13 protein-coding genes are annotated in these 12,730 nt (G+C 67.9%); 8 read left to right on the top strand and 5 right to left on the bottom strand.

From position 1 onward, the window contains the following. Positions 1-360: 360 nt before the first annotated feature. A complete protein-coding gene (locus ACFW3F_RS25090; protein ID WP_388062363.1) occupies positions 361-990 on the bottom strand; it encodes a TIGR03086 family metal-binding protein in 630 nt (209 codons plus the stop codon). Positions 991-1,084: 94 nt separating this feature from the next. On the opposite strand from ACFW3F_RS25090, the gene ACFW3F_RS25085 reads away from it, so the two are divergent. After that, positions 1,085-2,059: a helix-turn-helix transcriptional regulator gene (locus ACFW3F_RS25085; RefSeq protein WP_388062361.1), complete on the top strand. Its 975-nt coding sequence runs from the start codon at positions 1,085-1,087 to the stop codon at positions 2,057-2,059. Positions 2,060-2,141: 82 nt separating this feature from the next. Then, the gene (locus tag ACFW3F_RS25080; protein ID WP_388062359.1) at positions 2,142-3,263 is read left to right on the top strand and encodes a DUF5685 family protein; all 1,122 of its coding nucleotides are present in this window, start codon (positions 2,142-2,144) and stop codon (positions 3,261-3,263) included. A gap of 23 nt (positions 3,264-3,286) precedes the next feature. Here the strand turns inward: ACFW3F_RS25080 and fadD8 are convergent, their stop codons facing one another. Further along, a complete protein-coding gene (fadD8, locus tag ACFW3F_RS25075) occupies positions 3,287-4,933 on the bottom strand; it encodes a fatty-acid--CoA ligase FadD8 (RefSeq protein ID WP_388062357.1) in 1,647 nt (548 codons plus the stop codon). Between the two features lie 169 nt (positions 4,934-5,102). Between fadD8 and ACFW3F_RS25070 the strand changes: the two genes are divergently transcribed. Next, positions 5,103-5,759: a GNAT family N-acetyltransferase gene (locus ACFW3F_RS25070; protein ID WP_388062355.1), complete on the top strand. Its 657-nt coding sequence runs from the start codon at positions 5,103-5,105 to the stop codon at positions 5,757-5,759. A 79-nt stretch (positions 5,760-5,838) separates the two neighbouring features. Here ACFW3F_RS25070 and ACFW3F_RS25065 read toward each other — a convergent pair whose 3' ends face one another. From ACFW3F_RS25065 to ACFW3F_RS25055, 3 genes are read right to left on the bottom strand one after another with little or no spacing between them, the layout of a single operon-like run. Next, positions 5,839-6,219 carry a hypothetical protein gene (locus ACFW3F_RS25065; protein WP_388062353.1) on the bottom strand — a complete coding sequence of 127 codons (381 nt, stop codon included), beginning with the start codon at positions 6,217-6,219 and terminating at the stop codon, positions 5,839-5,841. After that, positions 6,216-7,100, bottom strand: coding sequence for an SDR family oxidoreductase (locus tag ACFW3F_RS25060; protein WP_388062364.1), 885 nt, complete (start codon positions 7,098-7,100; stop codon positions 6,216-6,218). The genes ACFW3F_RS25065 and ACFW3F_RS25060 overlap by 4 nt, the downstream gene beginning before the upstream one ends. A 60-nt stretch (positions 7,101-7,160) precedes the next feature. After that, positions 7,161-7,949: an SDR family oxidoreductase gene (locus tag ACFW3F_RS25055; protein ID WP_388062351.1), complete on the bottom strand. Its 789-nt coding sequence runs from the start codon at positions 7,947-7,949 to the stop codon at positions 7,161-7,163. A gap of 91 nt (positions 7,950-8,040) precedes the next feature. On the opposite strand from ACFW3F_RS25055, the gene echA20 reads away from it, so the two are divergent. The 5 genes from echA20 (at position 8,041) to ACFW3F_RS25030 (ending at position 12,644) form a co-directional block, all read left to right on the top strand. Continuing rightward, a complete protein-coding gene (gene echA20, locus ACFW3F_RS25050) occupies positions 8,041-8,826 on the top strand; it encodes a (7aS)-7a-methyl-1,5-dioxo-2,3,5,6,7,7a-hexahydro-1H-indene-carboxyl-CoA hydrolase (RefSeq protein WP_388062349.1) in 786 nt (261 codons plus the stop codon). 1 nt (position 8,827) lies between these two features. Continuing rightward, the gene (locus ACFW3F_RS25045; RefSeq protein ID WP_388062348.1) at positions 8,828-9,721 is read left to right on the top strand and encodes a CoA transferase subunit A; all 894 of its coding nucleotides are present in this window, start codon (positions 8,828-8,830) and stop codon (positions 9,719-9,721) included. Then, entirely contained in the window at positions 9,718-10,509 is a 792-nt protein-coding gene (locus tag ACFW3F_RS25040) for a CoA-transferase subunit beta (protein ID WP_388062346.1), read from the top strand. The genes ACFW3F_RS25045 and ACFW3F_RS25040 overlap by 4 nt, the downstream gene beginning before the upstream one ends. Continuing rightward, positions 10,506-11,618, top strand: coding sequence for an NAD(P)H-dependent flavin oxidoreductase (locus tag ACFW3F_RS25035; RefSeq protein WP_388062345.1), 1,113 nt, complete (start codon positions 10,506-10,508; stop codon positions 11,616-11,618). Before ACFW3F_RS25040 ends, ACFW3F_RS25035 begins: the two co-directional genes overlap by 4 nt. A 225-nt stretch (positions 11,619-11,843) precedes the next feature. Then, complete coding sequence (locus tag ACFW3F_RS25030; RefSeq protein WP_388062343.1) at positions 11,844-12,644, top strand: ABC transporter ATP-binding protein; 801 nt, start codon at positions 11,844-11,846, stop codon at positions 12,642-12,644. Positions 12,645-12,730: the final 86 nt, after the last annotated feature.

Below are 12,730 nucleotides of genomic sequence, written 5' to 3'. Positions count from 1 at the left end.
CACGAGTGTTCTTTCGTGGTCCACGACGGCCGATAGGCCGCAGATACTGAGGTGCGAGGAGCCCCGATCTGCTCCCTGAGGTGCGAGGAGCGATAGCGACGAGCCTCGAAGGGCCTGGCGACGTATGGGGGATCGCTAGAACCCGCCTATCTCACCAGGCCCTTCGTGGCTCGCTGCGCTCGCACCTCAGGGAGCATGGATTTCGGACACTCACGAGTGTTCTTTCGTGGTCCACGAAGAACTCCGCTCCCTGAGGAGCGAGCTCCGGCCGCTCCTCAGGGAGCAGTGGGGTACGCGCCCTCCGCAAGCTCCGGGCGCTCCTCAGAAAGCGAGGCGCCAGGGATTTGGGGTTCTTTCGGATCAGGAAGCGGTGGACCAGCCCGCGGACTCGCGGCCGGTCCAGTTGGCCAGTCGCTCGGTCGGTCCGGCTGCGGGACGGGGTTCGACGACGACACCGAACGGGACGATCGGGTCGGTGCGGATCTCGGCCGGGATGAACTGCCGTGCGACGGCCAGGGTCGCCTCGGCGGTCTCGGGATCGGTCTCCGCCGGTTGCCCGGTCGCGACGGCCAGGTCCCAGCCGTGTACGAGCGTCTCACTGACGTAGCCCCACAGCGCGCCGGCGCCCGGCACCTCACCCCACGGCACCTGGACCATACGGCTCAATGCGGCGTCGTCGGCCCACGATTCGAGGGCGGCCTCGACGAGGGCGGAGTAGGTGCCGGCGTCGTGGTGCTCGGCGATCGTCGGCATCGCGCGGACGTCGGCACCGTCGGCCAGTGCGCGGGCACGCTGAGCGGTGGCGACCATGTGGGCCGAGAGCGTCCGGACGTCGAACTCGTCGCAGGGCGTGGGCGCGTCGAGCTGATCGTCGCCCGTGCCGGCCAGCAGGCCGGTGACCCAGGCGGTGGCCACGCGGAACGCGGGTCGGGGGTCGGCAGGCATGGTCGGTGCCTGCGGGGTCGCGGAGGTGGGTGTCGACGCGGTCATGGGTGGCTCCTTCTGTGGTTCTTCCTCGGGCTGTAACCAGTGAAGGCGCAATACACGACATCTCCTGTCATGTATTCGGGAGAGAATCGACCGCATGCGTGCCGAACGTCTGATCGCCCTGCTCATGGTGCTGAAGAAACACGAGCGGGTGACGGCCGCCGACCTGGCCACCGAGCTCGGTGTCTCCGAACGAACGGTCCTCCGCGACATCGACGCGCTGTCGCTGTCCGGTGTGCCGGTCTATGCCGAGCGTGGGCGGCACGGCGGCTTCGCACTGTTGCCGGGGTACCGCACCGATCTCACAGGGCTGACCATCGACGAGGCGACGTCGCTCCTCGCCGGCACCGGACGTGTCGACTCCCCCGCGTTCACCAGCGCAATGCGGAAGGTGACCGCGGCGCTGCCCGAGGCGCACCGCAGTCACGCCGTGCGCGCCGCGCAGCGGATTCTCGTCCGACCGGAAGGTTTCGTCCGAGCGCCCGAGGTCCTCGACTCCCTGCAGGCCGTACAGGTCGCCGTCTTCGAGTGCAGGCGGCTCCGGGTGCTCTACCGAAGCCGAGGCGCGGACACTCCGCGCGAGCACGTACTCGACCCGGTCGGGCTGATCGTGGCGGGCGAGACCTGGTACCTCGTCGCGGGATTCCGTCGGCACGACGCTCCGGGGACCCGACCCGGCGACGGCACCACGTCGCCCAGCGAACGGATGTTCCGGCTCTCCCGGATGACCGATGTGGAAGTCCTCGACGAGCCGGCTCAGCGCTCCGACGAGGTCGACCTCGCCGAGATCTGGGAGCGGCACCGCGAGGCATTCCTGCGCTCTTTCGAGCCGGTCGAGGTGGTGATCGACTGCGCGGCCGCCGATGCCGAGCGGATCGGGTCGACAGCCGCCACAACAACTCTCGACGAACTCACGAACGACCGATGCCGGCTCGAGCTGCGGTTCGCCGACCGACGGCATGCGGTGCACGCGTTGTGGGCGATGATGTTCGATCACGATTTCGTGATCCGCGAGCCGGCGTGGCTACGGGCGACGTTGACGACCCGCGCCCGCGCGGCGGGCGGCGGGTGAAGCTCTGGGAGCGGCGACAGGCGACTGCACCGAACGAATGAATCCGATGGCGACGTCTCCGGCCGTGTGATCTGATTTCCGAATGTTCGGGGTTCTCACTCCATGTCGGCACGCCCTTGACGACGACCTGATGAACCAATGGCGCTCGCACCTGTGCGGGGTCTGCCTCTCGCTCCGCGACAATCACGGGCAGCCGAGCCGACTGACCGTGAACACCGATGCCGTGATGATCTCGATCCTCACCGCAGCACAATCCCCGTCGGACTGCGCCTCCACCGAGGCCGGGCGCTGCCCACTGCGCGGGATGCGCACGGCGACAGTCGTGTCCGCCGACGAACCGGGCGTGCGTCTCGCCACGACCACCTCGCTCACCCTCGCCGCCGCGAAAGCGGCCGATGTCGGTGGCGAACAACACCATGCGCTCGCGCCGCGGCGCCCGATCCGTGCGAAGCTCGCCGGATACGCCGGAAGCCGACTGCGCCGTCACGCCTCGGCTGACGCCACGGTCGCCCGCCGACTCGACATCGACGGCATGATGACGACGCTCGCCCGGCAGGCGGAGATCGAGTCGACGAGCCTCGTGCTCGAGGATCTCACCCAGACGTCGGCCACCGCGGCGGCACAGGTCTTCTCCACTTCGGCGGCACTCGCCGGCATGACCGAGAACCAGGATCCCCTCCGCGACATCGGTGCCGACTTCGGCCGGATCGCACACCTGCTGGACGCGATCGACGACTATGACTCCGACGCCGCCGAGGGACGATTCAATCCGCTACGGGCCACCGGTACGTCTCCCGAGACCGCACTCGAGCAGTGTCGTCGACTGGCCGCCGCGGTCCGGGCGCGCTATTCAGACCTCACCCTCGCCGACGACCGGCTGCTCCGGGTGGTCCTGCTCGACGGCCTGCGGCACGCCATTCACAAACGCATGCGCGCGCACGCCGGCACCGTCGCTCCCGTGAGTGCCGACTCGCGGACCCAATGGCCGCCGCACCGGCCGTTCGGCTACCCGACCGAATGGCCATACCCGCCGCCGTTCAAGCCCAATCGATCTTTCTCCGAACGGATTCTGCCGTTCATCGGCGTCTCCTGCTCCGGCAAGGCCTGCTGCACGGACCACTGGAATCACTTCACGGACAAGTACAAGGACGGGATCTGCGACGACTGCGACTGCTGCGATTGTTGCGACTGCTGCGATCTGTGACCGTTCCGTGGGGGAACCGCGACCTACCCGACCCCGCGTTCGGAGTCGGCCCAGTACTGCGACCGCAGCGCCTTCTTGTCCGGCTTGCCGAGGGCCGTCAACGGCAGTGCGTCGGCGAAGATCACTCGCTTCGGTGACTGCACCGCACCCTTGCGGTCCTTCACCGACTGCTGGATCTCGGCGGCGATGCGGTCCCTGGCCGGATCGTCGGCTTCGACGTCGCTCCGCAACACGACGATCGCGGTGACCGCTTCGCCCCACTTCTCGTCCGGGACACCGATCACGCCGACCTGACCCACGGCCGGATGTTCGGCGACGACATCCTCGACCTCACGCGGGAACACGTTGAATCCACCGGTGACGATCATGTCCTTGGTGCGGTCGACGATGAACCAGAATCCGTCCTCGTCCTCGCGGGCGACATCGCCGGTACGCAGCCAGCCGTCACGGAAGGTGTCCGCGGTCTGATCCGGGAGACCCAGATATCCGCCGGCGAGAAGCGGTCCGGCGACACAGATCTCGCCGGGTTCACCCTGCGGCACGGGCTTGTCGTCGGAGCCGAGGAGCGCGGTGCGCAGGAAGGCCGACGGCCGTCCACAGCTGCTCAACCGGCGCTGGTCCTCCCCGGGGCCCGGATGGTCGCCCTTGGCCAGGTAGCTGATGACCATCGGCGCCTCGGACTGGCCGTAGTACTGCGCGAAGATCGGTCCGAAACGTTCGATGGCCTCGGCGAGCCGCACCGGATTGATCGGCGACGCACCGTAATACACGGTCTCCAGCGACGACAGGTCGCGCGTCTTCGAATCCGGGTGGTCCATCAGCGCATACAGCATCGACGGCACGAGCATCGTCGCGGTGATCTTCTGCTCCTCGATCGTGCGGAGGACCTCGGCCGGGTCGAACTTGGACAGCACCACCATCGAACCGCCCTTCATGAGGGTCGGGACGAAGAACGCAGCACCTGCGTGCGAGAGGGGTGTGCAGAGCAGGAACCTCGGATGCTCGGGCCATTCCCACTCGGCGAGCTGGATCTGTGTCATCGTCGACATCGCCCGCGCCGTCCCGATGACACCCTTCGGCTTGCCGGTGGTCCCGCCGGTGTAGGTGATGGACACGACGTGATCGGGCGAGAGATGCGCCGCAACAAGGGGCTTGGGTTCGAAGTTGTCGGCCTCGGCGATCACGTCGCGAGCATGGGCGGACAGCTGCTCCGGTACCGGACCGAGTGTCAGCACCTGCTTGAGGCCGGGCACACGCTCGAGCAACGCCGCCGCCCGCTCGACGAACATCGGCACCGGATCGATGATGAGGGTCGACACCCCGGCGTCGGAGAGCACGTAGGCGTGGTCGTCGAGCGAGCCCAGCGGATGCAGCGCGGTGCGGCGCCATCCCTGGGTCTGGCCGGCGCCGATGACGAACAGGACTTCGGGTCGGTTCAGCGCCAGCAGCCCGACCGCGGTACCGGTACCGGCACCCAACCCCTCGAAGGCTTGGATGTACCGGCTGATCGAGGCGGCCATCTCACCGCCGGTCATCTCGGTGTCGCCGAGGGAGAGCACAGTGCGGTCGGCGTGCCGCCGCAGCGCCGCGACCATGAGGTCGCCCATGTGCGTGCCCCCGCGCAGGTGATCGAAGTCGGCCGGTGCTGTCGTCGTACCCTCGTTCGTCATGCCCATCAGACTAGGACGTGTTACAGAGTTAGGGAAGAATCTCCACCAAAACAGCCCCGTTCGGCAGTAGAACTTGTTCTAACTATCAACATACGAAAGACCATCGGAGCCGTCGCCCGGGCAGATCATGCCCATCACGCGGTGTCGAGCGGTGACCTAGGATCGAACCATGACTGATCTCGACCTCGCCACCACTCGGCGCGACATCGCCGATGCCCTGCTGACCGCGCTCGAACGCCGCCACGAGGTGCTCGACGCCATCGTCGACGCCGAGAATCACCACGAGGCCGTCACCGCGATCGTCGAGCTGCTCGGCAAGTCCCGGCTCGGCGCCGAGGCCATCCTGGACATGAAGCTCGATCAACTCACCAAGGACGACCGTCGCAAGAACCAGGCCGAGCTCGACGACCTCAACAGCGCCCTCACGTTCACGCTGGCCGAGCGCCCGGCGAGCAGCGGGGACACGCTCGATCTGCGTCCGTTCGATCCCTCCGCCGACGCGGAACTGTTCTCGGCGCGCACCAACGAGATCGGTACCGCCGGCGACGGATCCGGCGCTCCTGCCGGTGACGTCGCGGCCGAGATCAACGCCGCCTCCGCCCGGGTCGACGCCGAGGAGGCCGTCTGGCTGGTCGCCGTCGAAGGCGAGTCGAAGGTGGGCTTCGTGTTCGGCGAACTCAAGGAGGGCGAGGTGGACCTGCGCATCTGGATTCACCCGCAGTTCCGCAAGGCGGGTTACGGCACCGCCGCACTACGCAAGTCCCGGTCGGAGATGGCTGCCTACTTCCCCGGTGTGCCGATGGTCGTCCGCGCGCCGAGCGCCTGACGCGCACATCCACCACGAATGGACATGTCCACCGCCCTCGGGTGGTGGACATGTCCATTCGTGGTGAGCGTGCCGGCGGTCAGGTCCGCTGGGGCCGCGGCAACCCGAAGTGGGCGACGATCGCGCGAATCCGGTCGTCCTCATCGACGACGAAGGTCTCCGACACCGTTGCACCCAGCCGTAGCGCCTTGGGTCGCACGTGGACGATGTAGCGCGTGGTCACGCTGTGACCGTCGACCGTTGCGGTGAAGTCCGAGATCCGATGGATGAGGCGGAACTGCGGGCCGCGCTCGAGGCTCCGGGCGATGTGACCGCCGTTGCGGCCCGTTCGGACACCGAACTCGACGCGGGTGCAATCCGGGTGCAGTGCCACCCCGGACGCATCGTGACTCACCAGGGCATCGACATACGCCCTGGCTGCGGCGATCCGACCGGCCGACGGATCCGCAGGCGAGGTCATCGCGCGCCGTACACCGGCATCGGCACCGGCGCCTTCGCCAGGATCTCCTCGATCACCGGGCCGAGTTCCGCAGCCTCCCAGCGAGAACCCTTGTCCCGCTCGATGCTTCGCTGCCAACCGTCGGTGACCGAGATCTTGCCCCCCTCGACCTCGAACACCCGGCCGGTCACCGAACCCGATGCGGGCGAACCGAGCCACACCACGAGTGGCGACACGTTCGCGGGATCCATCGTGTCGAACGAGCCGTCGGCGGGCGCGGCCATCTGAGCGGCCATCGCATCACCGGCCCCCATCGTCATCTGGGTGCGAGCGGCCGGAGCGATCGCGTTCACCGTGACACCATAGGAACCGAGCTCCGCCGCCGCCTGGATCGTCAGGGCCGCGATTCCCGCCTTCGCCGCGACGTAATTGCCCTGGCCCACCGAACCATAGAGGCCGGCACCGGAACTCGTGTTGACGATGCGCGCCTGCGGAACGTCGCCTGCCTTGGCCTGCGCGCGCCAGTGGGCGGCCGCATGCCGCAGACCGACGAAGTGTCCTTTGAGATGCACGCGGACGACCGCATCCCATTCGTCCTCTGACAGCGAGACCAGCATCCGGTCGCGGACGAAGCCCGCATTGTTGACCAGGATGTCGAGGCGTCCGAATTCGGAGAGGGCGGTCTCGACCATGGCCGCACCCGAATCCCAGTCCGCGACGTCACCCACCGACGCGACGGCTTGTCCGCCCGCGGCGACGATCTCATCGACCACCTCGGCCGCCGGGTCCTCGGCGTAGTCGTTGACGACGACTTTCGCCCCGTCGGCGGCGAACGCGAGGGCGTGGGCGCGGCCGATGCCCTGGCCGGCACCGGTGACGATGACGACACGACCCTCATTCATTGTGGTGGTCACACTGTTTCCTTTCCGAACTTCTCTCGGCCCGATTCGCGGGATCGGGACTCAGACTGCGTTTCCGGCGGTCGCGGCGTCGAGGAATGCCGGCTTCTCGCCGCCCCCGTGCACGGTCAGTGTCGACCCGCTGATGTAACCGGCGAGCGGTGACAACAGGAACGCCACCGCGTTGCCGACGTCGGCGGGTGTGGCCATGCGGCCCATCGGGATGGTCTCGCCGACCGCCGCGACACCGGCGTCGTCGCCGTAGTGCAGGTGTGACTGCTCGGTGACAACCGGGCCGGCCACCACCGAGTTCACGCGCACCCGCGGCGCCCACTCGACGGCGAGCGAGGCCATCAGATTGTCGAGTCCCGCTTTCGCCGCTCCATAGGCCGACGTCCCCGGTGACGGCCGATGGCCACTCACGCTGGAGATGTTCACGATCGCACCTCCGTCGGGCTGCTGCTGCATGACGGCGTTCGCCGCGCGGGCCACGGCCAGGGGGGCGAGCAGGTTCAGGTCGACGATCTTGCTCGCGAATCGAACCGACGCGTCGGCTGCCAGCGCGAAAGGGGAGCCCCCGGCGTTGTTGACGACGCCGTCGATGCGTCCGGCTCGCCCGACGATCTCCTCGACCATCGCCTCGACCGCATCCGCATCGCGGACATCGCAGGACACGAAGTCGACGTCGCGCAGGTCGTCGGCGAGATTGTCGGCGTTGCGCCCGCAGATCACCGGCCGGGCGCCGAGTGAGCCCAGCACGCGGGTGATCCCGGCACCGACCCCTCGCGCCCCGCCGGTGACCAGGACGACCTTCCCGACCAGGCCCAGCTCGACCTGTGACTGCGTCTGCATGGGTGCTACCCTACCAAACAACCAAGCACTTGCTTGGTGCGCTTCCACAGCCCCTCCGGGCTGTCCGAACCGCCCCATGAGAGGAGCCCGCGTGCCGATCACCACGACACGTACCGATTCCGGGATCGTGACGGTCACCGTCGACTATCCGCCGGTCAACGCGCTGCCATCGGCCGCGTGGTTCGAACTCGGCGAGGCCATCACCGCCGCGGGCGCGGACCCGACCACGCACGTGGTGCTCCTCCGCGCCGAGGGACGCGGCTTCAATGCGGGCGTCGACATCAAGGAGATGCAGGCGACCGACGGCTTCGACGCCCTGATCGGCGCCAACCGTGGATGCGCCGCCGCGTTCAGCGCGGTCTACGACTGCGCAGTACCCGTCGTCGTCGCCGTGAACGGTTTCTGTGTGGGCGGCGGCATCGGACTCGTCGGGAACGCCGACGTCATCGTGGCCTCCGACGACGCCGTCTTCGGACTACCCGAGGTCGACCGCGGAGCGCTGGGCGCGGCAACCCATCTCGCCCGTCTCGTGCCACAGCACTTGATGCGCACCCTCTACTTCACCGCCAAGAACGTGACCGCCCAGCAACTCGAGCACTTCGGATCGGTGTATCGGGTCGTGCCGCGCGAGCAGCTGCTCGACGCGGCGCTCGAGATCGCGGAGGCCATCGCCGCCAAAGACACTCGCGTGATCCGCGCGGCAAAAGAAGCCATCAACAACATCGATCCGGTCGACGTCAAGGCGAGCTACCGACTCGAACAGGGTTACACCTTCGAGCTGAACCTGGCCGGTGTCGCCGACGAACACCGCGACGCGTTCGTGTCGACCGGCAAGCCGCTCGCCGCCAATTCCACTTCGGACGGAGGACGTGCCTGACATGCCAACAGACAAGACAAGCACTTTCGACGGCGTCATCGCCGAGCTACGCGACGGTATGACCATCGGTATCGGCGGATGGGGTTCACGCCGCAAGCCGATGGCGCTGGTGCGCGCACTCGCCCGCTCCGACGTCAAAGACCTCACCGTGGTGACCTACGGCGGACCGGATCTCGGATTGCTCTGCGCCGCAGGCAAGGTGCGTCGCGCGTACTACGGCTTCGTCTCCCTCGACTCGGCGCCGTTCTATGATCCGTGGTTCGCCGAGGCACGCACCAAGGGTCAGATCGAGGTGCGCGAGATGGACGAGGGAATGGTGAAGTGCGGCCTCGAGGCAGCGGCCGCGCGCGTGCCGTTCCTGCCCATCCGTGCCGGTCTCGGCTCCGACGTCCTCAACTTCTGGGAGGGCGAGCTCAAGACCGTCACCTCGCCCTATCCCGACGCCGATGGCCGCACCCAGACGCTGATCGCGATGCCGGCACTGAAGCTCGACGCCGCCTTCGTCCATCTGGATCTGGCCGATGCTCACGGCAATGCCGCGTACACCGGGGTCGATCCGTATTTCGACGATCTCTACTGCGCCGCGGCGGAACGTCGCTACCTCGAGGCCGATCAGATCGTCTCCACCGAGGTGCTCGTCAAAACCGTTCCGCATCAGCGCCTTCTGCTCAACCGCATGGCCGTCGACCGCGTCGTGCACGCGCCCAACGGCGCTCACTTCACATTCGCCGGGGAGTATGGGCGGGACGAGAAATTCCAGCAGTTCTATGTGGCCTCGGCCAAGGAACCCGAGACCTGGGACGCGTTCTCGCGCAGATTCCTCGAGGTCGACGAGCAGACGTACCAGCGAGAAGTGGCCGCATGGCAGGACGAGCAGAAGGAGGCCGGACAGTGAGCACCGCCGAAACCGCAACCACGCCGGGTGATTCGTCCGCGTCGGGTGAACCCACCCGCGCCGAGTACTGCGTCATCTCGTGCGCCGAGATCTTCGCCGGCGCAGGCGAGATCATGGCCTCGCCGATGGCGCCCACTCCCCTGCTCGGTGCCCGACTGGCGCGCCTCACCACCGAACCGGACCTGTTGATCACCGACGGCGAGGCCCTGATCCTCGCCGACACCCCGCCGATCGGCAAGACCGGTCCGATCGAGGGCTGGATGCCGTTCCGCAAGGTGTTCGACGTCGTGGCGTCGGGCCGTCGCCATGTGGTCATGGGCGCCAACCAGATAGACCGGCACGGCAACCAGAACCTGTCGGCCTTCGGGCCGCTGCAACACCCGACTCGCCAGATGTTCGGCGTGCGCGGGGCCCCCGGCAACACCATCAACCACCCGACGAGCTACTGGGTACCGCGGCACACGGCGCGGGTCTTCGGCGAGTCCGTCGACATCGTGTCGGGTGTCGGCTTCGACAAGGTCGACCCGGACAACCCCGCGTTCGATGACCTGAACATCCATCGCGTCGTCACCAACTTCGGCGTCTTCGACTTCGGCGGCGAGGGCCACACGATGCGGGCGCTGTCGCTACATCCCGGGGTCAGCGCCGACGAGGTCGCCGAGAACACCGGCTTCGAGATCGCCGGCCTCGCCGACGCACCGGAAACCCGGCAGCCGACGGCGGAGGAGCTCGGCCTGATCCGGGACGTCCTCGATCCAAAGGGAATCCGCAACAAGGAAGTCCGATGAGTGGTCCGGCCGGCGCACAACCGAGTCCCGCACGGGCGGCGGGCCTGTCCACCTCGTTCACCGAGCTCGTCGGGATCGAGTACCCGATCGTCCAGACCGGTATGGGCTGGGTGTCCGGGCCGTCGCTGACCTCGGCGACGTCGAACGCAGGCGGACTGGGGATCCTGGCGTCGGCCACGATGACCTTCGCCGAACTCGAGACCGCCATCGTCAAGACGAAGTCGTTGACCGACAAGCCGTTCGGCGTCAACATGCGCGCCGACGCCACCGACGCCCCGGAGCGGATCGACCTGCTGATCCGCGAGGGCGTCAAGGTCGCCTCGTTCGCCCTGGCTCCCAAGCCCGAGCTGATCGCGAAGCTCAAGGACAACGGCATCGTCGTCATCCCGTCGATCGGTGCGGCCAAGCATGCCGTCAAGGTCGCGTCATGGGGCGCGGACGCGGTGATCGTGCAGGGCGGCGAAGGTGGCGGTCACACCGGACCCGTAGCCACGACGCTGCTCTTACCGTCGGTGCTGGATGCGCTGTCTGCCAAGGGAATCGACATGCCGGTGGTCGCGGCAGGGGGCTTCTTCGACGGCCGCGGCCTCGCCGCCGCGCTGGCCTACGGGGCGCAGGGCGTCGCCATGGGCACCCGATTCCTCCTGACGTCGGACAGTGCGGTGCCCGATTCGGTCAAGCAGGAGTACCTCGGGCGCGGTCTCAACGACACCGTCGTCTCGGTCAAGGTCGACGGTATGCCGCACCGGGTGCTCCGCACACCGCTGGTCGAGGCGCTGGAGAGCGGCAGTCCGGCCAAGGCGCTCGTCGCGGCAGCGCGCAATGCCAACGAGTTCAAGCAGATGACCGGCATGCGCTGGACGACCATGCTCAAAGACGGTCGCACGATGAAGAAGTCGGGCGAACGCACGTGGCAGCAGGTCATCATGGCGGGTAACACCCCGATGCTGCTCAAGGCCGGGCTCGTCGAGGGCGACACCCGTGCGGGAGTCCTCGCCTCCGGCCAGGTGGTCGGGATGATCGAAGACCTACCCAGCTGTGACGAGCTGATCCAGTCGATCATGACGCAGGCGCACGAACGGTTGAAGGCGCTCGGGTCGCTGGGTTAGGGCCGTGGCTTTCGGGCGGGGCCTTCGAGGCTCGTCGCTATCGCTCCTCGCACCTCAGGCAGCGGAAGGTGGCCCCCTGAGGAGGCCCGGAGCATGCGGAGGCCCACACCCCGCCCCGCCCCCTGAGGAGGCCCGGAGCATGCGGAGGCCCACACCCCGCCCCGCCCCCTGAGGAGGCCCGAAGCATGCGGAGGGCCGTCTCGAAGGGTCCGGTAGGTTCGCACCGTGACCACCCCCGATGTCCTGCGCCTGGATTCGGTCGACTTCGTGCGGCAGTCCCGCGCGATCCTCACCGACATCAACCTCACGATCCGGGCCGGCGAGCGGTGGGCGCTGATCGGTCCGAACGGTGCGGGCAAGTCGACGATCCTGAGTATGTGCGGCGCGGAACAGCATCCGACTCACGGCACCGTGCACGTCCTCGGACACCAGCTCGGGCGCGTCGAGATCCGTAAGCTGCGCGAGTCCATCGGCCACGTCAATCCTCGACATCCGCTGCGGTCACCACTGTCGATCCGTGAGGTCGTGCTGACCGGTGCGACCGGCACGACCGAGCTGATGGACCACCGAACCCCCGCCCCGGAGACACACGCCCGCGCCGACGAGTTGATCGAGATGCTGGGCCTGAGCGCGCTCGCGTCGGCGCCGTGGACGAACCTGTCGCAGGGTGAACGCGGCCGGACGCTGATCGCCCGCGCGCTGCTGTCCGATCCTCGACTGCTGCTGCTCGACGAGCCGTCGACCGGCCTCGATGTGGCTGCCCGCGAACGCCTTCTGCAGACCGTCGACAGCCTGCACCGGACGCATCCCGAACTCGCGACCGTGCTCGTCACCCATCACCTCGAGGAACTACCCGAGACCACCACGCACGCCGTACTCGTGACCGGTGGCCGGATCCTCGCCGCCGGCCCGGTCGACGACGTCCTGACCACCGAGCTGGTGACCGAGTGCTTCGATCACCCCATCGAGATCACCCACCGCGACGGCCGGTGGTCGGCGCGCGGAGTCGCGACCTCGGCTCCCTGAGGTGCGAGCGAAGCGAGCCACGAAGGGTCTCGCAACGTGTCTCACCAGGCCCTTCGAGGCTCGTCGCTTGCGCTCCTCGCACCTCA

It is taken from the genome of Gordonia sp. NPDC058843, assembly GCF_042743165.1.
Classification (GTDB): domain Bacteria; phylum Actinomycetota; class Actinomycetes; order Mycobacteriales; family Mycobacteriaceae; genus Gordonia.
This window is presented reverse-complemented; position numbering and strand designations above follow the sequence as displayed.

Coding starts and splice junctions, on each gene's coding strand:
- ACFW3F_RS25065 (WP_388062353.1), bottom strand. CDS start 6,219: ATGACCTCGCCTGCGGATCCGTCGGCCGGTCGGATCGCCGCAGCCAGG.
- fadD8 (WP_388062357.1), bottom strand. CDS start 4,933: ATGACGAACGAGGGTACGACGACAGCACCGGCCGACTTCGATCACCTG.
- ACFW3F_RS25045 (WP_388062348.1), top strand. CDS start 8,828: ATGCCAACAGACAAGACAAGCACTTTCGACGGCGTCATCGCCGAGCTA.
- ACFW3F_RS25090 (WP_388062363.1), bottom strand. CDS start 990: ATGACCGCGTCGACACCCACCTCCGCGACCCCGCAGGCACCGACCATG.
- ACFW3F_RS25060 (WP_388062364.1), bottom strand. CDS start 7,100: ATGAATGAGGGTCGTGTCGTCATCGTCACCGGTGCCGGCCAGGGCATC.
- ACFW3F_RS25035 (WP_388062345.1), top strand. CDS start 10,506: ATGAGTGGTCCGGCCGGCGCACAACCGAGTCCCGCACGGGCGGCGGGC.
- ACFW3F_RS25070 (WP_388062355.1), top strand. CDS start 5,103: ATGACTGATCTCGACCTCGCCACCACTCGGCGCGACATCGCCGATGCC.
- ACFW3F_RS25055 (WP_388062351.1), bottom strand. CDS start 7,949: ATGCAGACGCAGTCACAGGTCGAGCTGGGCCTGGTCGGGAAGGTCGTC.
- ACFW3F_RS25080 (WP_388062359.1), top strand. CDS start 2,142: ATGTTCGGGGTTCTCACTCCATGTCGGCACGCCCTTGACGACGACCTG.
- ACFW3F_RS25085 (WP_388062361.1), top strand. CDS start 1,085: ATGCGTGCCGAACGTCTGATCGCCCTGCTCATGGTGCTGAAGAAACAC.